Here is a 24347-nt window from a genome sequence, read left to right on the forward strand (position 1 = left end):
CCGCACTAAATGGTGCGTCACGGAGGCCGATAGCCACAGGCTGATCGCTGCGCCTTCGGCAATCGCCGCGGCCTGGACCACCCCGAGCAACTCGAGTCGGCGCCGTCAAAGCCTGATTCGACATGTCCGGAGAAGTGACGAGGCGGAAGCCGCGCTCGTCATCCGAGCCCGAGACCCTGCCTCGCGGGTTCCGGATCAGCCTGGGCAGCGCCGATGCCAGGACGGTGGGCCTTATGGCGCCCACGTCGGGCAGGACGCGGCGACCGGCGCCGCGATTCGATCGTCTTGCGCGAGGCACAATGGAACCGCGCGATGGTTCGAGCGAGTTCGACCGGCATGGTGCCCCGACATCGGGGACATCGTGCCCGAGAACGGCGCGCCGAGCCGCGGGTGGGGCGCACGCCGTCGGTGGGGGGTGCGCTGCGTCGGTTGCCCAGATCTCCGCCGATAGTGTCGGTGTCCGATATGCCGGGCCGATCACTGGATCGGTCTGGTTCGAGACGCCAGCGGAGGAGTTCGACATGCCGGCACGGGAAGGCGCACCGGTGATCGTGGTGATGGGAGTGTCGGGGTCCGGGAAGTCGACGGTCGGCGCCCGGCTGGCCGACGTGCTGGGCGTCGAGTACGCCGAAGGGGACGACTTCCATCCGGCGGCGAACGTCGCGAAGATGGCGGCCGGGACGCCGCTGGACGACGCGGACCGGGCGCCCTGGCTGGACGCGGTGGCCGCTTGGCTGGCTGAGCACACCGAGCAGGGCGGCGTGGTCAGCTGCTCGGCGCTCAAACGCGGCTACCGCGACCAGTTGCGGGCGGGGGTTTTCGAGGCGTTCTTCGTGCATCTGGCCGCGCCGCGAACTGAACTCGCGCGCCGCATGACCGGGCGCCGCGGGCACTTCATGCCGCCGAGCCTGCTCGATTCGCAGCTGGCGGCGTTGGAGCCGTTGGCCGCCGACGAGAACGGCGTCACGATCGACGCAACCCGCACACCAGAGGATCTGGTCACGGATGCGGTAGCAGCGCTGGGATAGCGGCACTTACAGACCATACGGTCGCCATGGAAGCATTAGGCAGCTGGCGAGCAGTGTCACGGCGGCGAATCCGATCATGACCCGGAGGCTGGTCGCGGTGGCTATGACGCCACCGAGCGGGATGAAGGCGGTAGCCGCGTCGGTCAGCGCGTGGGGCAGGCGCCGGAGGACAACTGCGGAAGGCAGAGTTCGGCGATGTCGGAGACGAGCAGCCCCGCCCCGAGCAGCAGCGCTCCCACCGCGATCGCGACGAACACCACCACCCACAGCAGGCCGGGCAGATGGGTGAGCCGGGCGAGCTGGTCGGCGTCGGAGTCGACGTCGTGGTGCCGGGATCGCTGCTGCCGGGAGCGCCCGCGCTGGAGTTCGACCACCGGTCGCGCCCCGGCGAACAGCAGGAACCAGGCGCCCAGATAGGCGAAACCGGCTTGCAGCGTGTCGGTTCCGAACCACGACACGACGAAGACGACCGCTCCGAGACCGAGCACGGTAATGCCGCCATAGATGTTCCTGATCTTGATCAGCAGCGCGGCGAGCAGCGCTATGGCGGTCCAGAGCATCAACGTGATCCGGCTCGCGCCGAGTAGCGCCGCGAACCCTAAACCGAGCAGCGGCGGTGCCGGATAGCCCGCCATCGTGGTAAGGATCATCCCGAGGCCGTACGGTTTTCCGCTCGACACCGTGAGACCCGAAGTGTCCGAATGCAATCTGATGCTGTTGAGCCTGCGGCCGGTCAGCAGCGCGACCAGGGCGTGACCACCTTCGTGCGCGAGGGTGACGATATTGCGAGTCAACCGCCAGATCGGGGTGTACCCCACCAGCACGAGCGCGGCCACCGCGGCGGCGGCGACCAGCCACCACGGCGGCTGTGCTTGGGTTGTCGTCAGACGGTCGGCGATGGAGGCACCGCGCTCGACAAATTCGGCTCTATCCACCGCCGCACCTTAACCGCCATCGGACAGCCGCGCTCACGGCGTGCCTTCCGGGCGGCGACCACCAGCCACGACGGCGTCGTCGGCACGAAACGGCCTGAGTAGGCCGCCTCGGGTGGATTGAGTCGTCCCAGCTCCCCTCCTCATGCCAGCGACGGCACGCTCCATGAGGGGGAGGCAAGCCCGGTCTCCAGCGTGCATGCGCCCCGGCTCTGGTTCTCACTCGCGCTGGAGCATCGCGTGTGGCGCTACCCGCCTGCGTACGAGGTTCTCGGGGATGGGCGCCGGCGCACTAACCCTTGCGCAGCACGCCTTCGATGTTGCCGATGAAGCCGGAGGTGCTGTAAGACACCGAACCGTCCGGCAGCAGCTTGACGGTGGAGGCGGACCCGTTATCCAGGCAGTCGGCCGCGCCGCCGGAAAGCCGCGCGACCAAGGCGATCTCGGTCTTGGTTGCGCTGGTCAGGGTTTCGGCGCGTTCACAGCGGCTACCGGACACCTTGCCGGTGTTCGACGACGCCGCGACTTCTTCGCCGACTTTTCCGTCCCGGATGGTCAGCACGATGTCGAACGACGCGAAGTTGTCGCGGGCAACCCCTCTCCATTCGCCGACTAAGGCTTTTGGCACCTTCGAGGAGGGAGAACCGCTGACCGTCCGGGTGCCCGCGGAATCCGCTACGGCCGACGGGGAGCGGCCATCGGTCATCGCGTCGGAGCCGTTCGAGTCCTTGTTCCGCAGCTGGGCGCCGACCACGAACGAGGCAGCCGCGACCGCGATGCCGACTACGAGCGCCCCCGCGATCAACACGGCGCGGGCGGGGCGGCGTGGTGTGGCAGACCCTCCGCGCCATCCCTGCGTCGGCGCCGACCGTCCGGAGTCGCTACCCCGCGGATACTGCTGCTGGTGCGGTGGTGGCGTCGAGCGGACCACGGTATCGGCGGTTCGCGCGGGATCCGGCGGCCCGGGTTTCGGGGGCTTCGACCGGTCGACAGGGCCGGAGTCCAGGTCGAGCAGCTCTACCGCGCGCCTGCTGACCTCCTCGAGCGCAGGGGCCGGGAGCCAGCCGCCCCGATCGGGAATTCCTAGTGCCGTCAGCTCGGCGAGCAGCTGGTCCAGGGTCGGGCGTGCCGTGACATCCTTGGTCAGGCAAGCTGCCAGCAGCGGCCGCAGCCGTTCCGGTACGTCGTCGAGCTGCGGCTTCTCGTACACCACCCGCCAGAGCAGCTGCACGGTTTCGCCGACGCCGAACGGCCCGTGGCCCGTCGCGGCGAACACCAACACCCCGCCAAGCGCGAAGATGTCTGCCGGCGGGCCCACCGGATCGCCGGTCACCTGCTCCGGACACATGAATCCCGGTGAGCCGATGACCTTTCCGGTGGTGGTGAGCGCGCTGTCATCGACAGCGCGGGCGATGCCGAAATCGATCACCTGGGGACCGTCGAGGGCGAGGAGAACATTCGAGGGTTTGAGGTCGCGGTGCACCACGCCTGCCCCATGCACCGCCACCAGTGCCTCGACCAGCCCGTGCGCCAGCACGAGTATCGAGGTCTCGGTGAACGGACCGTATTTGTCGACCGCGTCGGCCAGCGAGAACCCGGCCACATAACCCGTGGCCAGCCACGGCGGATCGGCGTCCACGTCGGCATCGAGCACCGGCGCGGTGAACCGTCCGCCGACCCGGCGTGCCGCGGTGACCTCGCGTCGGAAGCGCTCGCGGAATTCGGCATCGATCATGTCCGGGCGGATGACCTTGACCGCGACCGTGCGCCCGCCCGCGTTCCGCCCCAGATAGACCCGGCCCATGCCGCCCGCGCCGAGCAGGCCGAGCAGCCGGTAGTCCCCGATCCACGTCGGATCGTTCGCACCGAGCGGTTGCATCGCGCAGCTGGCTCCCTTCGAATGGGGTCGAACTTCCGAAAGGCTACTCACCGGGCCGGTTCGTGTCCGAATCGCCCGTAGTCGCCGCTGACCTGCGGCTAGCCCGCCTCGCTCGGCACCGGCGTGGGCAGGCGCCGGCGCGCCCGCCTGGCCAGCAGATATGCCGCGATGGCCGCGGGGATGTTCATCAGCACGCCGTACACCGCTCCCGGCACGGCCATGGTGTCGTTGCCGAGTACCGATGCGGCGACGGCGATCGCGATCGCCCCGTTGTGGACGCCGATCTCCATCGCCGAGGCGATCGCCTGGTCGGCATCCACCTCGAACAACCGGGGTGTGAAGTAGCCGATGGTCAGACTCGCGACCGCGAACAGCAAACAGATCGAGGCCAGCGTGCCGATGTTCTCGGTGAGCGTGTCGAAGTTCTTGCCCACCGCGGCGGCAACCACCAGCGCGAGCACCACGATGGACAAAATCTTCACGGTGCCGCGCATCCGCTCCGACCACGACGTGAACCGCCGGTGCACCCACATCCCGATCGCGACCGGCACCAGCACGATGGCGAAGACCTGGGCGAACTTGTCCGGTCGCAGCCCGAGTGATCCCTCGTCGTCCAGGAACAACGTGTAGGACAGGGCGACGACCAGCGGCATGGTGAGCACCGCGAGCACCGAATTGATCGCGGTGAGCGTGATGTTCAGCGCCACATTGCCCCCGGCGATATGGCTGAACAGGTTGGCCGATGGTCCGCCCGGCGACGCGGCGAGCAGCATCATGCCGACCGCCAGCGCGCCGTCCAGGCCGAACAGGTAGATCAAGCCGAGGCAGATCGCGGGCAACACGACCATCTGGCACACCAGCGCGATCACCGCGGCCTTCGGAAACCGCAGCACCCGCGCGAAATCATCCGGTGTCAGCGTCAATCCGAGCCCGAACATCACCAAGGCGAGGGCCAGCGGTAGAAGTACCGCGAAAATCGTTGAACCCATTCGGATGTCCTCTCCACCGAGTGGTCGACGCGATGCCGTCGACACCAGGTGCCGACGTTATCGAGTAGCAGTGGAGGTGACCAGATCAGGCGGTCACGGTCACACCCGTGTCCGCCGATTCCCGCGCCTTGGCCAGCAGACGCAGCGTGGTGACGGCGTCGCGCGGGTCGACCGGTACGGGCGCGCCGTCGAGCAGCGCCGCGGCCATCGCGGAGTAGAACGCGAGGTAGTCGCCCGGAGCGGTCGGTATCGGCACGGTGTCCGGTTCGGCGCCCAGCAGCCCCCAGTGCTCGGGTTCGACTGTGCCCCATGGGGCGCCGTCGCCGGGACGGCGGCCGGACCGCAGTGCCTCCTCCTGCGGGTCGAGTCCATAGCTTACGAACCCGGACTCGGAGCCCAGAACTCGGAAACGCGGACCGAGTTGGGGCGCCACGGCGCTCATCCACAGGTGCGAGCGCACGCCGGAAGTATGGGTGAGCGCGACGAAGGCATCGTCGTCGCTGCGCACGCCCTCGCGCCGCTGGTCCAGTTCGCAGTACACCGAGAGCACCGGTCCGAACAGCGTCACGGCTTGGTCGACCAGATGACTGCCGAGATCGAGGAGGATACCCGCGCCGTCCTCGTCGGAGCCGATCTCCCGCCAGCCGCCCTTCGGCACCGGCCGCCAGCGTTCGAACCGCGACTCGAACCGTCGTACCCGGCCGAGCTTTCCGGTCTCGACGAGTTCGCGCACGGTCTGGAAGTCACCATCCCAGCGCCGGTTCTGGAAGACCGACAGCGCGAGGCCGGACTGCTCGGCTTGCGCGACCACGGACTCCGCGTCGGTCACCGAGACTGCGAACGGCTTGTCGACCACCACCGGCAGTCCCGCGTCGAGCGCCTGCGCGGCCAACGGCGCGTGCGAGCGGTTGGGCGTGGCGACCACGACGAGGTCGAGCCCCGCTGGTTCGGTGAACAGATCGTCGGCGTGCGACACGACACGCACGCCCGGGTGTTCGCGCCGCGCCTGTGCGGCACGCTCCGCCGACGACGTGACCACAGCAGCCACCCGCATCCGAGGCTCGGCGGCGATGAATGGGGCATGGAAAATCGACCCGGCCAAGCCATACCCGATAATGGCGACTTCGAGGCTGCGCATGCGCTGACGCTACCGCGCCAGGATCCGCCGCGCCCGTCGAGATATGGCGGCTTCTTCGCCCTGACAACACCGGTTCGGCAGCGCAGACCGCTCGGGCGCAGACTGTTCGAAATGCGGCTCCGGCGACGAGGACGCGGTGGGCCGCCGATCCGGGGCGGGTTCGCCGGAAACTTCGATCCGTGCGCCACGCTGTCGGCCGTCATCATCAGTATCGAAGGGGCAAGTGTCGCGGGGCCCCCGTGTCAATGGTCCAGCGCTGCACCCGCACCTATATCGGCTGATCAGCGACGTGGTGAGCGCGGTGCACACCCCGGACGAGCCGTGCGCACGGCGGTTCCCGTCGGTCGTCGATCGCTGGTGAACGGTGCGTGGTGACTCACCGCTGGGGCGCGGCGGAGTACTCCTGTTCGGGGCGGCCGGTGCTGCCGTAGCGCAGGCCCATGCGCACCGCGCCGCTGGTGACGAGGGTGGCCAGATAGCGCTGCGCGGTGGCGCGCGAGATGCCGATGGCGGTGGCGACCTCGCCCGCGGACAAGGGTGCACCCGCCTCGACAATCGATTGCAGGACGAGGTCTTTGGTGGGGGAGCCGACCACGGCGGGGGTACTGGCGGCTGCCGCAGGCCGCAGGGCATGGAGCGCGGCCGACACCCGAGCGTTGTCGACCTGCGGTACGGCAAGGATGCGGCGGTAGCGGGCGTACGCGGCCAGCCGGGCGGCCAGCTCGGTATGCGGGAACGGCTTCACGAGGTAGGCCAGCGCGCCCGAGGCGATGGCCGCCCGCACGGTGTCGCTCTCGGCGGACGCGGTGAGAATCATGGCGTCGCACAAGATCTCGCGGACGAAGTCGATGCCGGAACCGTCCGGGAGGTAGACGTCGACCAGCGCGAGATCGATCGGCTCTGCTGCGACGCGTTCCCGCGCGGTCGCGAGGGTGTTGGCGGTACCCGCTATGGTGAAACCGGCGATGGAGTCGACTATTCCGGCATGCAGATTCGCGACCCGGAAGTCATCGTCGACGACGAGAACATTCAGATCTGCTGCGGCCATGGCACCTCGCTGTCGACAAGCACTCCGGGCATGCGGGCGATGAATTCGGCGCCGGTGAGCGGTGGTTCGCCGCCACCAGCGCTGGACAGACGCACGTCGCCGCCGTGGGCACGCGCGATCTGGCGGATCAGGGCCAGGCCGACCCCCCGTCCGCCAGGGACGCCGTGGTCCTCCCTGGTCGAAGTCCCCTCGGTGAAGAGTGAATCGACCAGCTCGGGCGCGACACCGTCACCGCTGTCGGCGACGGTGATGTGCAATGTCGAATCCTCTTGCACCAATTCGACTTCCACCTGCGGCAGTGAACGGCCGGAGGCGCGGACTGCCTCTATCGCGTTGTCGAGTAGGTTGCCCAGGACCGTCGTCACGTCCACGGGGTCGGCGAGGCTGCCCTCCACCCAGGTGTTCGGACCGAGCACGAGTTCGACGCCGCTCTCCCTGGCGTGCGCGGCCTTGGCGGCCAGGAACGCCTGGAGGTAGGCGTCGTGAATGGCGTCGATTCCCGGTGTCGCGGCGCCGAGCGGTCCCGCGCCGATCAACTCGTCGATCGATCGCGACGCCTCCTCGACGCGTCCGCTGTGCAGCAGGCCGCTGATCAAATGCATCTTGTTGGAGAATTCGTGCCGCTGCGCGCGCAGCACCGTGCTCATCGACTGCACAGCGTCGAGTTGCCTGGTCAGCGACTCCACGTCGGTGCGGTCGCGCACGGTGAGCACCGCGCCGAGATCGCGCCCGTCGCGGCTGACCCGCCGCGCGGAGACGATGACTATATGCGAACCGACCGTCGCGGAGGCGGGTTGTTCGTCCAGGCCGTGAAACACTTCCAAGACGCGAGGGGTCAAGCCGACCTCGTCCACCGGTCGCCCGATGTCCGGTCCGATGCCGAGCAGCCTGCGCGCCTCGTCGTTGACGAACGTCGTACGCCAGGACGAATCCACGGCGAGCACCCCGCGGCCGATGCCGTGCAGCACCGCGGCTTGACCGCGCACGAGTTCGGCGAGTTCGCCGGGCTCGAGCCCGAGCGTCAGCCCGCGCCAGCGCCGGGCGAGCAGGATCGAACCGGCGATGCCGACCAGCAGCGCGGCACCGACCAGCATGCCCGCGGTGCGCAGATCGTCCAGCAGCTGATCGTGCACCGCGTCGGTAGCGATGCCGACACTCACCGCGCCCACGACACGCAACGAATCTGGTTCCAGCACAGGAACTTTCGCCCGCACCGAGTCGCCGAGCGTGCCGCGTTCCTCGTCGATCACCTCCCGGCCCGCGAGCGCTTCGGACGGGTCGGTGCTGACGTGCTCGGTGAGCCGGTTCTGGTCCGGATGCGCGAGGCGGATGCCCGCATCGTCGGTGATCACCACGAACAGTGCCTCGTTCCGCTGCGTCGCGTCGACCGCGATCCGCTCCAGCGGCCCCGCGGCGAGCTCCCTGTGCAGTTCCGGGTCGGCGGTAACCACACCAGGCGCGTACCCGCTCACCTCGCCGCGCACCACCGGGTCGGCCGCGACGGTGCGGGCGATGGCCAGCGCACGCTGCCCGTATGCGTCGCGCAGCCGCTGCTCGGTGAGGTAGCCGAACACCGCGAACGCGACCCCGAGCGTCAGCGTGACGACCACGATCTGCAAAAGCAGAACCTGGGTTCGCAACCGCACGGCCCGTACGCGCTCAGTGGCCATGGCCGCAGCATAGGCGGCTGTCTCGCCTCCGCTCGACCCGGCGCGGTCTGAGGGCGGACTTCGTCCGGCTGCGCCTGTTATGCGGCTGTCTCGCCTCCGCTCGACCCGGCGCGGTCTGAGGGCGGACTTCGTCCGGCTGCGCCTGTTATGCGGCTGTCTCGGCTCCGCTCGACCCGGCGCGGTCTGAGGGCGGGCGAAGTTGTCAGACCACTCCCCGCACCGTGAGCAGAATGCGCAAAACCTGCGAATCCCGTGTTTGTGGCGGTTGTGCGCACAAGCTCCGAGGTGTGACTCGGGACACGTACGTTCGCCCTATCCCGATCTCGCAGGAGTAGGAAGCAATGATTGAACCACTGATCGAGCTGCGGAGCGCGACGAAGCGCTTCCCCGGCAGCGGCGGCGGCATCCACACCGCTGTGCGTAACCTGAACCTGAAGGTGCGCCCCGGCGAATTCGTCGCCGTCGTCGGCCCCACCGGGTGCGGCAAGTCCACCACGCTCTCCCTGGTGTCCGGCCTGGAACCGGCCTCGGCCGGACAGACACTGGTGCATGGCAAGGTCGTGCACGGCATCCCCGACGGCATCGGCTACATGTTCCAGCAGGACGCGGTGCTGCCGTGGAAGAGCGTGTTGGACAACGTAGCGCTCGGCCCGCGCCTGTGTGGCGCGTCGAAATCCGAGGCGCGGGCGAAGGCGTCGGCGTGGGTGCGCAAGGTGGGCTTGGCGGGGTTCGAGGGCTACTACCCGCACCAGCTGTCCGGCGGCATGCGTAAGCGCGTCGCGCTGGCGCAGACACTGGTCAACGGACCGGAAATCCTGCTGATGGACGAGCCGTTCAGCGCGCTGGATGTGCAGACCCGCCAGCTCATGCAGGACGAACTTCTGCGGGTCTGGGCGGGCGCCGGCGTGAGCGACGGGCCCGAAGGCGGCAGCCTGCGTAACCACGGAGGGGCCCGCGAACGCCGCAATGGACACCGCGCCGCGGTTATCTTCGTCACCCACGACCTGGAGGAGGCGATCGTGCTCGCCGACCGGGTTGTCGTCATGACCGCGAGCCCGGCCACCATCTGCGGCGACTTCACCGTGGGGCTCGAGCGGCCGCGCAGTGTCGAGGACGTGCGGCTCACCACCGAGTTCCGCGACATCTACAAAGAAATCTGGGAAACGCTGCGCGACCAGGTCGAGGCGGCTCGAGCGAAGGGAGCCTCCCGTGTCGCATGACGTGCTGGACAAGAACGGCGCCGCCACGCCGGTGGTGGAGAACGAGACCGAGGAGCAGATCCTCGCCAGGGTGCGCACCAGTGCCCGGCGTGCCCGCGTCCGGACCTGGGGCCTACGCGCTGTGCTGGTGGCGCTGTGGCTCGGGGCGTGGGAGCTCACCGCGTCGGTATGGATCGATCCGTTCTTCTACTCCAAGCCCTCGCTGATCTGGGCGCGTCTGGTCGAATGGTTTACTGACGGAACCCAGTTCGGCTCGGTCTGGCTGCAGATCTACACCACCGTGCAGGAGGCGGTGCTCGGCTTCGCGATCGGCACGGTGGCGGGCATCGTGCTCGGTGTGCTACTAGGCCGCAGCCGGTACTGGGCCGACGTACTCGCGCCGTTCATCAAGGCGCTCAATGCGGTTCCGCGCATCGTGCTCGCGTCGCTGTTCATCATCTGGTTCGGTCTCGGGTTGAGCTCGAAGGTCGCGACCGTCGTGGTGCTGGTGTTCTTCGCGGTGTTCTTCAACGCGTTCACCGGTGCACGCGAGGTGGACGGCAATGTCATCAACAACGCCCGCATCCTCGGTGCGAGCCGTCGGCAGGTGCTGGTGTCCATCGTATTGCCGAGTGCCACCACCTGGATTCTGTCCAGCCTGCACACCGCCTTCGGCTTCGCCCTGATCGGCGCGGTCGTGGGCGAATACGCGGGAGCCAGCAAGGGTTTGGGCCTGCTGATCAGCAACGCCCAGGGCACCTTCGACTCGGCGGGCATCTACGCAGGCATGATCATCATCACGGTGATCGCGCTGATCGCCGAGTGGGCGATCGGCATGGCGGAGAATCGGCTGCTGAAATGGCGTCCGTCGCAGGCGACCTCGAACCACGGGATCTGACCATGAGCCACCGCAAGCATCTGACGTTTGTCGTCGTCGCGGTCGCGGCACTGCTGCTGGCCACGGGATGCCGGGATTCCCGAAGTATTCCGATGTCCGACGGCCGACCGCAGATCTCCATCATGGTCGGCGGGCTGGAGAAGGTGATCTATCTGCCCGCCATGCTCACCCAGCAGCTCGGCTTTTTCGAACGCAACGACATCGACGTGAAGCTGCTCGGCGAGCAGTCCGGCGCCACCGCGGAAACCGCGCTGCTCACCGGCGACGTGCAGGCCGTGGTCGGGTTCTACGACCACACCATCGATCTGCAGGCCAAGGATCAGTGCATCCGCTCGGTGGTGCAGTTGTCCGACGTACCGGGTGAGGTCGAGTTGGTGTCGGCGGCGGACGCGGCGTCCATCACCTCGCCTGCCGATCTGCGCGGCAAGAATCTGGGCGTGACATCGCTCGGTTCCTCGACCGACTTCCTCACCCAGGCGCTGACAGGTCAGGAGGGCATGTCCACCGCCGACTACACGCGGGTGAAAGTCGGCGCCGGCCAGACCTTCATCGCAGGCATGAATCACGACGGCATCGACGCGGGCATGACCACCGACCCGACCGTCGCACAGATGGTGAACTCCGGCGAGGCGCGAGTCCTGGTCGACATGCGCACCGAAGCAGGCACCAGGGCGGCGCTCGGCGGGTTGTATCCGGCGTCCTCGCTGTACATGAACTGCGCGACGATCGATGCCCATCCGGACATCGTGCGAAAGCTCGCCGCGGCGTTCGTGCAGACATTGCAGTGGATCAAGGCGCACACGCCGGAGGAGATCGCGGCGAAGATGCCGTCGCAGTATGCCAGCGCGGGCAAGGACCTCTACGTCCAGTCGATCCGCGACTCGATCGGCATGTTCAACGGCGATGGGCTGATGAAACGCGAAGGCGCGCAAAACGTTTTGGATATTCTCGGCAAGTACTCGAAGAACGTGCAGCCCGTGCGCGATCGCATCGACCTGTCCGAGACGTACACCACGAAGTTCGTGGAGGACGCGTTGCGCGTGCCCCAGCAGTAGCACTAGTTCGTCTCGGATATCCGGCGAGCCGCCGGAGGGCCACTACTGCCCTCCGGTGGCTCGCCGCCGCGAGGCCCTGATCATCGCCGCCGAGGGCGAGCCGGCATCCGGCCTGTCCGGATCTGTGGGAGACGTGTCCTTGCCGACCTGCCGGGTGGGCCCGAGACCGGGCTCATGGAGGCGAGCGATGACGTTCGACTACGACGAGGAGCCCAGGTATCTCATCTGCGCACTGCACGACATCGGCCTGGCCGACATCGCGCGCGGCGACCAGAGATTCGAGTTCGACGGCGCCGACTTCGTCGCACAGTTCGTGGAGGACAACGGTGTCACCGACAGGAGGTGGACATGATCTGGGACGCGATCGCCGCCCACACCTCGGGTTTTCACCGACTCGCCGGTATACCGCAGGCGCCGACCGCCGGAGACCTGGACCGCCGTGGACGGTATCGGCATCGAGGTCGCTGGCACGCCGACCGACCTGCCGCCCGGGTACGGCGAGCTGGTGCACGGTGCCTTCCACGACTCGGTGGCAGCCGTGCCCTGGCCGACGTCATCGAAGCTCAGGCGCTGGCTGATCGGCGCAAGGCGTCACCCGGGAGCTTGGCCGGTGAGCTCGTGCGTCAACGCCACCCCGAACTACCCTCGCTCACCTGGGATGCCATCCTTGCGTCGAGCGGCTGGAAGGATTGATCGTTGAATAACCTTGGGCAGCAATGCCTTCAGGTGGATACCACCCCCGGCGCCGCGGGTCGCGCAGCTCAGCTGTTGGCCGAGGCGGCCACCGCGGCCTCTGTCGTGTCGAGTTCGGCCTTCCACTGCCGGAAGCCCTCCTCGGTGCGACCGAGGCGCCAATAGCCGGAGATCGACGCGGCCCATTCGGCGGGCACGCCGCGTTCTCGGCGCACGTAGCGGCGCAGCTCGTGCATGACGGTCTGCGCCTCGCCGTGGATGAAGACCTGGACCTGCCCCGGCGCCCACGGCGCCTGGCGGACGGTCTGTGCGAGCAGTTCGCCCGGCGGGCGGACGCCGCGGTGCAGCCAGGTGAGCTCGACGCCGTCCGGCTTCTTCAGCGGCAGCTCGTCGTCGGGGCCCGCGACCTCGACGAACGCGAGCCCGGTCGCGTCGGTGTCCATCGCCTCCAGCGCGGTCGCGATGGCGGGCAGCGCTGCCTCGTCGCCGGCCAACAGGTGCCAGTCGGCGTCCGAGCGCGGGGTGTAGGCGCCGCCGGGGCCGTAGAGGTCGATGGTCTCGCCCGGCTGTACCGAGGCCGCCCACGGTCCCGCGATTCCCTCCGCGCCGTGGAAGACGAAGTCCGCGGCGATCTCCCCGGCGGTCTGATCCACTGAGCGGACGGTGTAAGTGCGCACCACCTCGCTCCCGTCACGCGGGAAGATGAACTTCACGTAGGAGTCGGTGAACTCGCTGGGCCGGAACGTGGCGAAACCAGGCCCGCCGAGGTGGACGCGGATCAGGTGCGGGGTCAGCCATTCGGTGCGTTGCACCGTGAGGGTGGTGCGGGGTCGTGCCATAGGGAACCTCCAATTGTCGGCGTTATTAGGATTACCTTACTCAGGCTACCTGCGTTTCGGCTCAGGCTGCGGACGGCGAGCCGAGCGCCGCGGGAGGATGACGACTACGACGCAGACCGCGCTGACCCCGACGCGAGCCGTGCAGCAGCGCTACCGCGACTCAGAACTGGTCGAACCCGCCCAAGGGAACCCGGCCTTGCGGGTGCTGCACGAGCCTCGCTCGGTGCGCCGCTATCCGACTGAGGTGAGGTGGTCAGGCCGCGACCTTCTCCTTGATCAATTCGAAAGAGCGGACGCGGTCGTCGATGTCGTAGACCAGCGTGTTGATCATCAACTCGTCTGCCTCGGTGCGCCGCAGCAGGTCTTCCAGCTGAGCGCGCACGGTCTCCGGCGATCCGAGCAATTGTCCGGCCCTGCGCTGCTCGATGAATGCGCGCTCGCGCTCGGAAGGCCGGAACGCGGCCGCCTGCTCCGGGTTCGCCAGCGCCTGCGGCCTGCCGCTCACCAGGTTCAGGAAGGCGAGGTCGCGGGGCACGGCGAGGGTTTCGGCGCGCTCGTCGGTGTCGGCGCAGATCGCGGCCACCGCGACCATCGCGTACGGGCGTTCCAGGTGTGCCGACGGCCGGAAGTACTCGCGGTAGAGCGCCAGCGCGGACTCGGTGTTGGCCGGGCTGATGTGGTGGGCGAAGGCGAACGGCAGGCCGAGCACCGCGGCGACCTGGGCGCTGTAGCCGCTGGAGCCGAGCAGCCAGACCTCCGGCTCCTCGCCACGGCCCGGCGTCGCGGCGATGCCACCGGGATCGGAGCCGCGGAAGTAGCCGAGTAACGCCGCCAGTTCCTGGGGGAACGACTCCACCGACAATCCGTCCTCGGTCCGGCGCAGCGCACGGGCGGTCGCCTGGTCGGTGCCCGGCGCCCGCCCGATGCCCAGGTCGACCCGTCCGGGATGCAGCGCGTGTAGGGTGCCGAACTGTTCGGCGACCACCAGCGGCGCGTGGTTGGGCAGCATCACCCCGCCGGAACCCATCCGGATGGTCGAGGTGGCGGCCGCCAGGTGGGCGAGCAGTACGCTCGGCGCCGAGCTGGCGATGCCCGGCATGTTGTGGTGTTCGGCGACCCAGAAGCGGTGATAGCCCAACCCCTCGGTGCGGCGCGCCAATTCGGTGGTCGCATCGAGTCCCTCGCCGACGGTGCGGCCGGATTGCACCGGCGCGAGATCCAGTACGGACAGCGGGACGTCGATCATGGGTCTCCTCCAAGGTGCGATCGCCAGTCCCAACGCTCGCCGAGCCCGGCGTATTTCGGGTGCCGCCTCAGCGCCGTGCGATCGCACGGAACACGTCGACAGTCTCCTGCTCGTCCTGGGTGGTCCCGTGATCACTGAGTTTCACGATGACCGTGCCGCTCGGCGGGTCTATGTAGATGTACTGCCCATACACCCCGACTGCTGAGATTTCCTGGTCGTTTCCGCCTGTGGGGTGCCACCACTGCGCCCCGTAGCGCCAGTCGCCGACCTGGTGCGGCGCCGGAATGCGGATGCGGTCGAGCCATGCGGGCGGCACGATCTGCGCGTCGCCGGCCCGCCCCCCGTCCAGCACCAACCTGCCGATCTTGGCGAAATCGCGGGCGGTGGCGTTGAGGCAGCAGAACGCCTTCTCCTGTCCGCCGGCGTGGTCGAGGTTCCACAGCGCGTCGTCCTGCGCGCCGATCGGACCCCAGATGTCGCGCTGCAACAATTCGCCCAGCGGTAGCCTCTCGACCTTGGCCAGCGCCATGCCCAGCAGTTGGGTGTCCACACTGCGATACTCGCCCGCGCTCCCCGGGATGAACCGGAGGCCGCGGTGTGAGTGGACGAAGCCGGCCAGATCTTCGGTGAGATACATCCGGGCGGTCCCGGTCAGTGGCATGTACTTGTTGTAGTTCTCCGCGACGTCGACGCCGGAAGTCATGTCCAACAGGTCTCGGATGGTGACGGTGTCGTATTCGCCGCCGGTAGCCAGCTCGGGCAGGATGTCCACCAGCCGGTCGTCCTCGCGCAGTTTCCCCGCGTCGATGGCCCGGCCGGTCAGCAGTGACACGACCGACTTCGCCACCGACCATGAGGAATGGCGTGTAGTCGCCTCGATGCCGTCGCGGTACCACTCGTGGGTCAGCGCACCGCCGCGCAGAACCAGGAACGAGTTGGTGTGCGTGGTGTCGAGGAATTGTGCGACCGAAATTCGCGATCCGCGCCACGGAACCGTGGCCGGCAGCGGCGCGGTCGCGACGGGCAGGGGGCGCGGGGTGGGGGAGGCGGCCACGGTCCGGCTCGGGAACAGTTCGCCCTGGCTCGAAGGTGGCGTCGTCATCAGCCGCAGCAGTGTCGGTGGCGAGGGGATGTGCAGCACCGTCGTCGCCGCGAACGCCGCGCCGATCAGGACGGCGACTACCGCGACGAACGTGACAGCCGTACGGAGGGCGTAGCGGCGTAGTCGCGGCCACCTGGTGGGCTGTTCGGTCATCGACGGCGCTCGAGTCGCATGGTTCACGCCAGTGTGCCGGTCATTCGCTGTAGCCCGTCCTCGCCGCCATCATCAGTGCTGACACCGATGATGGCATGTCGGGCGGTTGGGCGGAAAGGCTTCGAAGGGGCGAGCGGTCGGTCCGGAGCGGCGGGCGCGAGGCGCCGCGGGCCGGTAGCGTGACGAGCTGATCGATGCCGAACAGGCGATGATCCGACGCTATGCGGTCGGCGCAGCGAGCGACGATCCCGGTGCCGCTGTGACTAGAGGGGAAGGACCGCACTATGACAGCCTCCGACCGTCAGGCCCAGGAGGCGGGGCCGCTGAGCCCGGCGGACACCGGCGACTCGGAAGGCTACGCCCGCGGGCTGAGCCCGCGCACCATCCAGATGATCGCCATCGGTGGCGCGATCGGCACCGGCCTGTTCTACGGTGCGGGAGGCGCGATCGAGCAGGCCGGACCCGGCCTGATCTTGGCCTATCTGGCCGCGGGCGTCGCCATCTTCGTGATCATGCGGGCGCTCGGAGAGCTGCTGACCTATCGCCCCGTCTCGGGCAGCTTCGCCGAGTACGCGCACGAATTCCTCGGCCGCTTCGCCGGATTCGTGACCGGCTGGTCGTATTGGGCCGTGTGGGTCGCCACCTGCATGGCCGAGATCACCGTCGCGGGCAAGTATGTGCAGTATTGGTTCGATATCGAACCGTGGATCACCGCGCTGGTCGTGCTCGCGGTGATGTTCGGCGCGAACCTGATCTCGGTGCGGCTGTTCGGTGAGGGCGAATTCTGGTTTTCCACCATCAAGGTCACCGCGATCGTCGGCATGATCTTGCTCGGCATCGGCGTGCTGCTGTTCGGTTTCGGCCATGCCGCCGACCCGACCGTCACCAATCTGTGGGCCGAGGGCGGCGTGTTCCCCAACGGCATCGGACAGTCGCTGCTGGTGCTGCAGATCGTGCTGTTCGCCTATGTCGGTGTCGAGTTGGTCGGCGTGACGGCGGGGGAGGCCCGGGAACCGCGCAAGACCTTGCGCAAGGCGATCAACACGCTGCCGATGCGCATCGGCTTGTTCTACGTCGGTGCGCTCGTGGTGATCATGTCGGTGTCCAGCTGGCGCACCTTCCACGCGGGCAAGAGTCCGTTCGTGGAGGTGTTCGAGCAGATCGGCATTCCCGGTGCGGCGGGCATCATCAACTTCGTCCTGCTCACCGCGGCGCTGTCGTCCTGCAACTCGGGGATCTACTCGACCGGCCGCATGCTGCGCACTCTGTCGCTGCACGGCGAGGCGCCCGCCCGGCTGAACAAGCTGAGCGTGAACGCGGTGCCTTACGCCGGGATCACCGCGTCGGCGGCTGCGATGGTGATCGGCGTGATCGTCAACATCATCTCCCCGGACAAGGCGTTCGCCTACATCACCTCGGTGTCGACCATCGGCATCATCTTCGTCTGGGGCATCATCCTGGTTTGCCACCTGCTCTACCGCGCAAAGGTCGCTCGCGGTGAGCTCCCCGCGAGCGACTACCGACTTCCCGCCGCGCCCTACACCACCGTGCTGGCGCTGGCCTTCCTCGGTCTGGTGGTCGTGCTGCTGTTCTTCACCGAGAGCGGGCGCACGGCGATCGTGGTCGGCGTGGTGTGGGCGGTGCTGGTGTCGGCTGGCTACCTTGCGTTGAATAGGCTCGCAAAGTTCAGCGCGGCAGCCGATTCCGTGTCCCACTAGCCGGAGGGCGGTCCGGTCGCCGAGAGCGTGATCGGACCATGCCTTGGCTGGGCTCGTGTGATCTCGATGTTGTGCGGCTACAAGTGCTAGGTCTACGGAAGGGGCAGGTACGGTACGAGGCCGACGGCCTTCTCGTCGCGAGCGGGCATGCCGCCTCCACCGCTACGCCGTGAGGAACAGCGCGGTGGCCGCTATCGCCTCCACCGCGCAATAGAACCAATTGGGGTAGAAGGCCGTTTGTTCGTCGAGTGCCGCGGACAGCAGCCGCCCCACCGCCATGCCCGCGAGCGCAGCGCCGACGGCGACCATGATCCCGGCGCGCAGTGATCCCACATCGAGTGCCGCTACGGCGAGCACGGCCGCCATCGCGAGGCCGAAGCCGCCGTAGACGGCGCGCACCTCATAGCGTGCGCTCGGTGCGGTGAGCTGAATGCCGAACGGCCGGATCAGCGCGGTCGGCGCGATCAGCGCATAGGCGCCCATCGCCAGAAAGAACGCCCCGATGATCGCGCACATGCCGAGAGCCACTGTTTCCTCCAAGTCCAGGTTCGATCAGGAGGCCCCAGCATGCGCCGGATCCCGGTGTCGCCACTTCCGAAAACCAGCTATCTGTGCCACTGCCGTGGGGTGAAGAGTGTGCTGCTCACCGCGGCGGCATTCGGGGGCAGCCTTTTCGATGCACCGCCGCTGCCGTATTCGGGCGCTGGACATCTGCCAAGCCACCAGCCTGAACGACCGAGCGGGCTGGACGAACACTCGCCCGGGCTGGTCGCCTGGTTCGCCCTCGTCTCCCAACAGGCCGACGACGTCAGGCGAGTTTCTGTTCCTGGTTGGTGATGAAGTCGGCCGGCATGTCGGGGCTCCACACGGCGGCCGGGCAGTCCCAGTCGTTCGGCGTCCAGTTCTCTGTGATGCGGTCCATGTCGCCGGAATACTCGATCCAGCTGCCCCAGGGGTCCTGGATGTAGTGGAAGAGGTTCGAGCCGAGGGTGTGGCGGCCCAGGCCCCAGCCCTTGGAGTAGCCCGCGGCGGCCATGTTCCGCGCACCTATGGCGATCTGGTCGATATCGGCCACCATCCAGCTGGAGTGGTGCAGGCCAGGGTGCGTTCCAGGGACGAAGCCGAAGACGTGGTGGTCACCAGGCCCGGAGTTCATGAAGGTCGCGATCCCGCGGATGCGGTCGGACAGGCGTAGCCCGAGGGTGCGGGCGTAGAAGGCTTCGGAGGCGTCCAGATCGGTGCTGAAGATCAGCATGTGGCCGAGGCGCTGGGGGTGGGGTATCTCGTTCGCGTTCCGCCAGCGCGCCTGGTCGACACGGCGAATACGGTCGCCGAGGTTGGCATCCTGTGCGTCCGTGGTGCCGAAGTCCCGCCAAGGGGCGATCCCCTCGTCACGGAGGTTGAGCAGGTTGCCCTCGTGATCGCGCAGCCACAGCCCGCCGGGAATGTCGGCGGGCGAGTCGAGCAGCTTCAGGCCGAGGCTTTCCAGGTGGCGCTGCCACTCGGGCAGGGAGCCGGGCTCGACGGCGAAGGCCACGTGGTGCAGCCGCTTGACCGGCCCCTCCATCAGAACCGTCTGGTCCTGCTCCCGGCCGTCGCAACGGATCACCACCGCGCTACCACGCTCCGCCGTCTCCAGCCCGAACGCGCTGTAGAAGCTCTCACCCGCATCCAGCGACGGCACTTGGAGTCCGTAGTGCAGAAGACCTTTGACACGCAACATGTGCACTCCTCATGGTTCTGGGGGCTCCGCGTCGTAGACAGCGGACTCCGCCTTCCTAAGTGTGTACACCTTTGCTGGTTGGACGTCCAGCCTTCAGGGGGGGCCATTTCCGGCCTTTTCGGGTTCGGGACCGCAGATCATGTCCATCGCCTCCTGGACATCGCGTGCTTCCTGCCCTGGGGCTATGTCCTCGATCACCGAGTGCGCAGTACGGGCCAGGTGCCGCGCGATGAGCCGGGTGGCCCGGTGCGGCTCGCCGGCCACTACGGCGGCGAACAGGTCGTAGTGCTCCTGGCGGCGCTGCGCGGATTCATCCTGGTGCCGCTCCTGCGCCGTCCGGACATAGCGCTCACTTCGCTCGGCGTAGGAGGCGATGGTGCGCAGGACGGCGGGCGTGCACCGCGCGACCAGGAGCAGGTGGAAAGCGCGGTGAGCCTCGTGCCAGGCCGCGAGATCCGCGCCCCGCTCCGCGCGGTCCATGTCGTGCAGCTGAGCGGACGCCTCCTGCACTTCCTGGCGGGTCAGGCGCCCGGCAGTCACGCGCACCCCCATCCCTTCCAGGCAGATCCGCGCGGCGTAGAGACAGTCGAGGTCGGCGGCATCCAGGGAGGTCACCCGGCCGCGGTGATTGATGTCGGCGTCGATCAGCCCCTCTTCCTGGAGCATCCGGAACGCCTCGCGCAGTGGGGTGCGGCTGACGTCGAAGGCGCGGGCCAGTTCGGCCTGTTTCAGCTCCGTGCCCGGCGGCAGCAGACCCTCCAGGATGAGCCGACGCAGATGATCATGGATCTCGACGCTCGTGCGCCTGGGATTCGAGATGATGGGTCGCGGCATGCCGTCGACCGTGTCGTCCACAGAAGGCCCCGTCACTCCTGCGGTCCTGTCCGAGTCATTGGTCTCCGCCTCCGGTCGTCGATCGATACACCCGTCGCAGCCTACCCTTGCCACCGAAAAGTGTATGCACTATGGTTCAGCTGCCTCAGAGAGCCGCTCATTGGAGGAGCCATGAAATCGCCTGAATGGTCGCTGGTGCAGTACCGGGTCGACGACTCGGAGAAGGTCACCGTCGGCATAAGCGTCAACGGCACCGTGCTTCAAGGACCGCTGGAGACCGCCGATCTCACGCTGATGGGCGCGCTGGGCCACTGGGACTCACTCGCGCCACTGCTGCGCGACTGGACCCCGGCAGTGTCGGAAGCCGTCGTCGGTGCCCGGATCGCTCCCCCGCTCACGTATCCGGGCAAGGTGCTCTGCGCGGGCGCCAACTACTGGGACCACATCGCCGAGATGGGCATCGAGCGCCCTGACGCGCTGGGCGAGCCGTTCTTCTTCCTCAAACCGCCGACGACGACCGTGACGGGACCGGGAGACCCGGTAGCGCTGCCCCGCTACGCAGGCGCCCGTGTCGACTGGGAGGCCGAACTCGCCGTCGTCATCGGCCGTGCCGGTCGCGACATCGCACCCGCGCAGGCACTCGACCACGTAGCCGGCTACCTGGCGGCGAACGACATCTCCGCTCGCGACCGCCTCACCTCGGCGATGCCGGTAGCAGAACCGTTCGCTTACGATTGGCTCGGCCACAAGGGACAGGACGGCTTCTGCCCGCTCGGCCCCGGACTCGTGCCGGCCTGGCAGATCCCCGACCCGCAGAATCTGCGCATCCGACTCAGCGTCAACGGCGTGCTGAAACAGGACTCCTCGACAGCACAGATGATGGTGCCGATACCCGAAGTGATCGCTGCGGCCAGCCGCCTCACCCGGCTTGAACCAGGGGATGTCATCCTCACCGGAACACCGGCCGGCTGCGGTGTGCCGCGGGGGGAGTTCCTCGCCGCCGGGGACGAGGTCGTCGTCGAGATCGAGCGGATCGGCCGCCTGGAGAACAAGGTGGTCGCGTCATGAACGGCACTGCGCCCGCTTCGACGAATAGCTGGCCCGAGCCGATGCCCGTGCCGGCCTCCATGCGCGCCATGGTGTTCCGCCGCTTCGGACCGCCCGACGTCCTGGAAGAGGCTACGATCGACACTCCTCGCCCCGGCCACGGCGAAGTCCTGGTGCAGATCGCGGCAGTCGGCATCGGTCGGTTGCTGGACCTCACGGCGCGTGCGGGCCACCACCCCTACGCCCACTTCCAGCTGCCTCATGTCCTCGGCGCAGACCACTCCGGCGTCGTTGCCGCCTTGGGAGACGGGGTGGAGTCCGTCCGGGTCGGAGACCGAGTGGCTGTGTATCCCGCGGTCGCGTGCGGCAGCTGTGCCCACTGCGCGGAGGGCCGCGAAGAAGCCTGCGCCGGTCTCTCCCTGATAGGCACGCACCGTCCCGGCGCCTACGCGCAGTTCTGCGCGGCGCCCGCCCGCAACGTCCATCGGATCCCCGGCGACATTCCACCCGCCATGGCGGCCTCCCTGGCCCTCGTCGGACCGGTGGCCGCCAACCAGCTGGCTCAGGCGGGGCTCCACCGCGGGCACTGGGTGCTCGTCCAAGGCGCGGCCTCCGCGCTCGGCTCCACCACGGCCGCGCTCGCCCAGTACCTCGGTGCGAGGATCATCGCTACCTCCCGCTCACCGGAGAAGCGCAAGGCGCTGGCCGTGGCGGGCGCCGACGTCGTACTCGACACCACCGCCCCTGACTTCGTCGAGCGGGTGCGCGAGGCCACCGACGGCCATGGCGTCGACATCGCCGTCGACAACCTCGGCGACCCCACCGTGTGGGACGCCACCCTCACCTCCCTCGCCCGCGGCGGCACCGTGGTCACCTCCGGTGCATTCCTGGGAGGCAAGGTCCAGGTCGATCTGCTTCGCCTGTACTCGAGCTGCCACCGCATCATCGGCGTACGCACCGGGAACCCGGCCTCGGTCGCAACCCTGTGGACCCAGGTGGAGCACGGGTTCCGTGCCGTCGTCGACCGCACGTTTCCCGTCGCCCGTGCCGCCGACGCCCACCGCTACATGGAGGACGACAACAACGTGGGGCGCGTGGCATTGACTGTGGGACCGCAGGACTGGGACGCCTGACGCCGCGAAGGGCGTCTTTCGACCGAACTTCGGGTGGCCGTGCGGATATAGCCTGTTCGCACGTCGAATGCTGCATCCGTGATGGCTGGGGGACCGTCGTCAGGACCCCTGCCCCGGTCCCATCAGGGATCCGAGCGAGCAGGAGGGCCGCCAGGCAGGATCGAATCGTCGGCGCAGGTCGGCCACCACCTCCAAGCCGGGCAGGGCCACCTCGGGTGAGGTTGACAGACCGGCGGGCCCTAGGAGGCCGGGGACGGCGGCCCTGGCGATGGCCGGGGGCCAACCGTGCCGGGCCAGGGCCGCTTCGATGCCCCGGGCGCCAGAGGCCAGGAGTTCCGAGGTGCTGAGGCGGCAGACCTCGATCAGCTTCACCTCCAGGCCCGCCTGGTCGAAGTACCCGGAGTCGAGGGCGTGGTACAGGTGCACCGAGCCGGCCCCGGCGAACACGGCCACAGTCAGCTGTCCGGGCTGGTCGGACGGGCGGAGCGTGGTCAGCCCGCTGGATTGATCAGGTTTTGCGGGGATGTGTGACATGTGAACTCCTGGGGATACGGGCCGCGTGACCTCTGTTCCGATTGCGCGGGACGAAGCGCCGGGCGGCTGCGACGAGGCGCTGTGGAGGCGCCGAGCGGACACGGAAGGGTGCACGGCCGGTGGGGCGGTGCGGTGGGGGCTGTGCGACGCCCGGCGAGCCAGGGCAATGGGGCGACATTCAGCGTCAGGGGAGTTCGGGGGCAGCTTCACGGACCTCTCTGGCGGCCCGGGATGGGTTCTTCCGCCAGAGGATCCGAGATGGCGATAGTGTGCACACATTCTGGAGGGGACGTCAATACCTCGCAAGGCGACAAGTTTCGCGAAGCTGCTCCCGGGAGGTCGTGGCAACGTCGATGAAGAGTGAACTGCCTAACTGCAGGACAGAACACCTTGGCCAGCCCTAGCGCGCCACAAACTCATCGAACACGATAAGTGAATACACATAGTGCGGTGGGCCGCGTCCCCGGCCTCCTGGCCCCGCCGGATCGGTTCGGTGGCTCTGGCGGGGAAGCTCACAGGGCGACGGCTGTCGGCACGTGACTGACACGCTGGGGCGGCGCACGACGCTGATCGGCTGCCTTATCCAGACTCGGACATCCGCGCATCGAGCACCGTCCACGCCACCGGGTCGCGACGACCACAATGCTTCCGCGTCACATCGTCATTGACATGCAGCACCGGCCGCGCACGCGCGATACTCGCCGATCTGCCGCCAACCCGGTTCGACGCACTCGCTCTGCTCTACCGGCAGCCTCGCGACCGCGACTCACGACGTTCGTCATCCTGATAGCGAATCAGCGCGGATCGGCCACAGAACCAGCCTTTCCCGAAGCAATCGTTCTGCGAATTCGACGGAAAACGTTGGTGCGTCGCCAGTGATGTCGCGTGCGAATTCCGTCTGCACTTCGACGGACTCATCCAATGAGTTAATCGAATAGCGGATGGTGTGCTGTTTATCCGGCATGTCAGCCTATTCGATGCGTACCTCAATGAAAACTACTGGAAGGTATTCCGCGAGGTAGTGTTCGACGACATGTGCTGTGTCGAAGCTGGAAGTCTGTATCGCGGTGCGCCGCACTGAGGCCTTGGCGCCACGGCGATCGATTTCCTCGTGTGCTCCTTGTGCACATCACAATTCGAGGCTGCCGGCGTGGTGCGGATTCCCGGCCGACGCTCGCCCCCGTCCGTGAAGGCAGGCCATCGGCGTTCAGGCCACGATGCGGGCGTGGCAGGTGCTGTACCGGGACATGTGCCCAGGGTCGGGGTCTCCACCGGATTCCTCGTGAGCGCGCAGGTTTCGATATCTGTGCGACCGGGCATAACCATGGGAGAAGCGGGTGAAACCCGACGAAACGACCCAAATCTTCGGGGCATGCTCGCCGTGACGTGGTTGGGTAGGTTGAGCGTCGGCAAAACCGCTGCACGGCAACAGATGTGATATCGAATACACAGCTCGATCAACGATGAGGCTTGGGTGCGCAATTCGCGG

The 24347-nt window shown here is 67.9% G+C and carries 22 protein-coding genes; 9 read left to right on the forward strand and 13 right to left on the reverse strand.

Features of this window, described 5'->3' with window-relative positions:
- Positions 1 to 521 precede the first annotated feature (521 nt).
- Positions 522 to 1028: a gluconokinase gene (locus AB0H00_RS24125; protein ID WP_357270124.1), complete on the forward strand. Its 507-nt coding sequence runs from the start codon at positions 522 to 524 to the stop codon at positions 1026 to 1028.
- Between the two features lie 143 nt (positions 1029 to 1171).
- Here AB0H00_RS24125 and AB0H00_RS24130 read toward each other — a convergent pair whose 3' ends face one another.
- The 6 genes from AB0H00_RS24130 to AB0H00_RS24155 all read right to left on the reverse strand — a co-directional run bounded on the left by AB0H00_RS24130 (position 1172) and on the right by AB0H00_RS24155 (position 8684).
- The gene (locus tag AB0H00_RS24130) at positions 1172 to 1963 is read right to left on the reverse strand and encodes a M50 family metallopeptidase (protein WP_357270127.1); all 792 of its coding nucleotides are present in this window, start codon (positions 1961 to 1963) and stop codon (positions 1172 to 1174) included.
- A 289-nt stretch (positions 1964 to 2252) separates the two neighbouring features.
- Complete coding sequence (locus AB0H00_RS24135) at positions 2253 to 3839, reverse strand: serine/threonine-protein kinase (RefSeq protein WP_357270130.1); 1587 nt, start codon at positions 3837 to 3839, stop codon at positions 2253 to 2255.
- 98 nt (positions 3840 to 3937) lie between these two features.
- Positions 3938 to 4828, reverse strand: coding sequence for a bile acid:sodium symporter family protein (locus tag AB0H00_RS24140; protein ID WP_357270133.1), 891 nt, complete (start codon positions 4826 to 4828; stop codon positions 3938 to 3940).
- Positions 4829 to 4913: 85 nt separating this feature from the next.
- Entirely contained in the window at positions 4914 to 5966 is a 1053-nt protein-coding gene (locus AB0H00_RS24145; RefSeq protein WP_357270135.1) for a Gfo/Idh/MocA family oxidoreductase, read from the reverse strand.
- 376 nt (positions 5967 to 6342) lie between these two features.
- Positions 6343 to 7014 (reverse strand): response regulator, encoded by a 672-nt coding sequence (locus AB0H00_RS24150; RefSeq protein WP_357270138.1) that lies wholly within the window; start codon positions 7012 to 7014, stop codon positions 6343 to 6345.
- Positions 6996 to 8684, reverse strand: a complete 1689-nt coding sequence (locus tag AB0H00_RS24155) for a sensor histidine kinase (RefSeq protein WP_357270141.1) — start codon at positions 8682 to 8684, stop codon at positions 6996 to 6998. Before AB0H00_RS24155 ends, AB0H00_RS24150 begins: the two co-directional genes overlap by 19 nt.
- A gap of 341 nt (positions 8685 to 9025) precedes the next feature.
- Between AB0H00_RS24155 and AB0H00_RS24160 the strand changes: the two genes are divergently transcribed.
- From AB0H00_RS24160 to AB0H00_RS24180, 5 genes are all read left to right on the forward strand, one after another.
- Entirely contained in the window at positions 9026 to 9904 is an 879-nt protein-coding gene (locus AB0H00_RS24160) for an ABC transporter ATP-binding protein (RefSeq protein ID WP_357270144.1), read from the forward strand.
- Positions 9894 to 10781 (forward strand): ABC transporter permease, encoded by an 888-nt coding sequence (locus tag AB0H00_RS24165; RefSeq protein ID WP_357270147.1) that lies wholly within the window; start codon positions 9894 to 9896, stop codon positions 10779 to 10781. The genes AB0H00_RS24160 and AB0H00_RS24165 overlap by 11 nt, the downstream gene beginning before the upstream one ends.
- Positions 10742 to 11836 carry an ABC transporter substrate-binding protein gene (locus AB0H00_RS24170; RefSeq protein WP_357270150.1) on the forward strand — a complete coding sequence of 365 codons (1095 nt, stop codon included), beginning with the start codon at positions 10742 to 10744 and terminating at the stop codon, positions 11834 to 11836. The genes AB0H00_RS24165 and AB0H00_RS24170 overlap by 40 nt, the downstream gene beginning before the upstream one ends.
- A 187-nt stretch (positions 11837 to 12023) precedes the next feature.
- A complete protein-coding gene (locus AB0H00_RS24175; RefSeq protein ID WP_357270153.1) occupies positions 12024 to 12188 on the forward strand; it encodes a hypothetical protein in 165 nt (54 codons plus the stop codon).
- Positions 12185 to 12529, forward strand: coding sequence for a hypothetical protein (locus tag AB0H00_RS24180; protein ID WP_357270156.1), 345 nt, complete (start codon positions 12185 to 12187; stop codon positions 12527 to 12529). Before AB0H00_RS24175 ends, AB0H00_RS24180 begins: the two co-directional genes overlap by 4 nt.
- 68 nt (positions 12530 to 12597) lie before the next feature.
- On the opposite strand, the gene AB0H00_RS24185 is transcribed toward AB0H00_RS24180, so the two are convergent.
- From AB0H00_RS24185 to AB0H00_RS24195, 3 genes are all read right to left on the reverse strand, one after another.
- Positions 12598 to 13368 (reverse strand): siderophore-interacting protein, encoded by a 771-nt coding sequence (locus AB0H00_RS24185; RefSeq protein WP_357270159.1) that lies wholly within the window; start codon positions 13366 to 13368, stop codon positions 12598 to 12600.
- 253 nt (positions 13369 to 13621) lie between these two features.
- Positions 13622 to 14614 (reverse strand): LLM class flavin-dependent oxidoreductase, encoded by a 993-nt coding sequence (locus AB0H00_RS24190; protein WP_357270162.1) that lies wholly within the window; start codon positions 14612 to 14614, stop codon positions 13622 to 13624.
- Between the two features lie 67 nt (positions 14615 to 14681).
- Positions 14682 to 15869, reverse strand: a complete 1188-nt coding sequence (locus AB0H00_RS24195) for a serine hydrolase (protein WP_357270165.1) — start codon at positions 15867 to 15869, stop codon at positions 14682 to 14684.
- A 284-nt stretch (positions 15870 to 16153) separates the two neighbouring features.
- Between AB0H00_RS24195 and AB0H00_RS24200 the strand changes: the two genes are divergently transcribed.
- Positions 16154 to 17587 carry an amino acid permease gene (locus AB0H00_RS24200; protein WP_357270169.1) on the forward strand — a complete coding sequence of 478 codons (1434 nt, stop codon included), beginning with the start codon at positions 16154 to 16156 and terminating at the stop codon, positions 17585 to 17587.
- Between the two features lie 162 nt (positions 17588 to 17749).
- On the opposite strand, the gene AB0H00_RS24205 is transcribed toward AB0H00_RS24200, so the two are convergent.
- The 3 genes from AB0H00_RS24205 to AB0H00_RS24215 form a co-directional block, all read right to left on the reverse strand.
- Positions 17750 to 18103: a DUF4345 family protein gene (locus AB0H00_RS24205; protein WP_357270340.1), complete on the reverse strand. Its 354-nt coding sequence runs from the start codon at positions 18101 to 18103 to the stop codon at positions 17750 to 17752.
- A gap of 292 nt (positions 18104 to 18395) precedes the next feature.
- On the reverse strand, positions 18396 to 19310 hold the full coding sequence (locus AB0H00_RS24210; protein WP_357270172.1) for a VOC family protein: 915 nt from the start codon (positions 19308 to 19310) through the stop codon (positions 18396 to 18398).
- Between the two features lie 93 nt (positions 19311 to 19403).
- On the reverse strand, positions 19404 to 20144 hold the full coding sequence (locus tag AB0H00_RS24215) for a GntR family transcriptional regulator (protein WP_357270176.1): 741 nt from the start codon (positions 20142 to 20144) through the stop codon (positions 19404 to 19406).
- A gap of 171 nt (positions 20145 to 20315) precedes the next feature.
- Here AB0H00_RS24215 and AB0H00_RS24220 point away from each other — a divergent pair, with 171 nt between their 5' ends.
- On the forward strand, positions 20316 to 21212 hold the full coding sequence (locus AB0H00_RS24220) for a fumarylacetoacetate hydrolase family protein (protein WP_357270179.1): 897 nt from the start codon (positions 20316 to 20318) through the stop codon (positions 21210 to 21212).
- On the forward strand, positions 21209 to 22324 hold the full coding sequence (locus AB0H00_RS24225; RefSeq protein WP_357270182.1) for a zinc-binding dehydrogenase: 1116 nt from the start codon (positions 21209 to 21211) through the stop codon (positions 22322 to 22324). The genes AB0H00_RS24220 and AB0H00_RS24225 overlap by 4 nt, the downstream gene beginning before the upstream one ends.
- 99 nt (positions 22325 to 22423) lie before the next feature.
- On the opposite strand, the gene AB0H00_RS24230 is transcribed toward AB0H00_RS24225, so the two are convergent.
- On the reverse strand, positions 22424 to 22858 hold the full coding sequence (locus AB0H00_RS24230; RefSeq protein WP_357270185.1) for a hypothetical protein: 435 nt from the start codon (positions 22856 to 22858) through the stop codon (positions 22424 to 22426).
- Positions 22859 to 24347: the final 1489 nt, after the last annotated feature.

It is taken from the genome of Nocardia sp. NPDC023852 (assembly GCF_040639505.1).
Lineage (GTDB): Bacteria > Actinomycetota > Actinomycetes > Mycobacteriales > Mycobacteriaceae > Nocardia.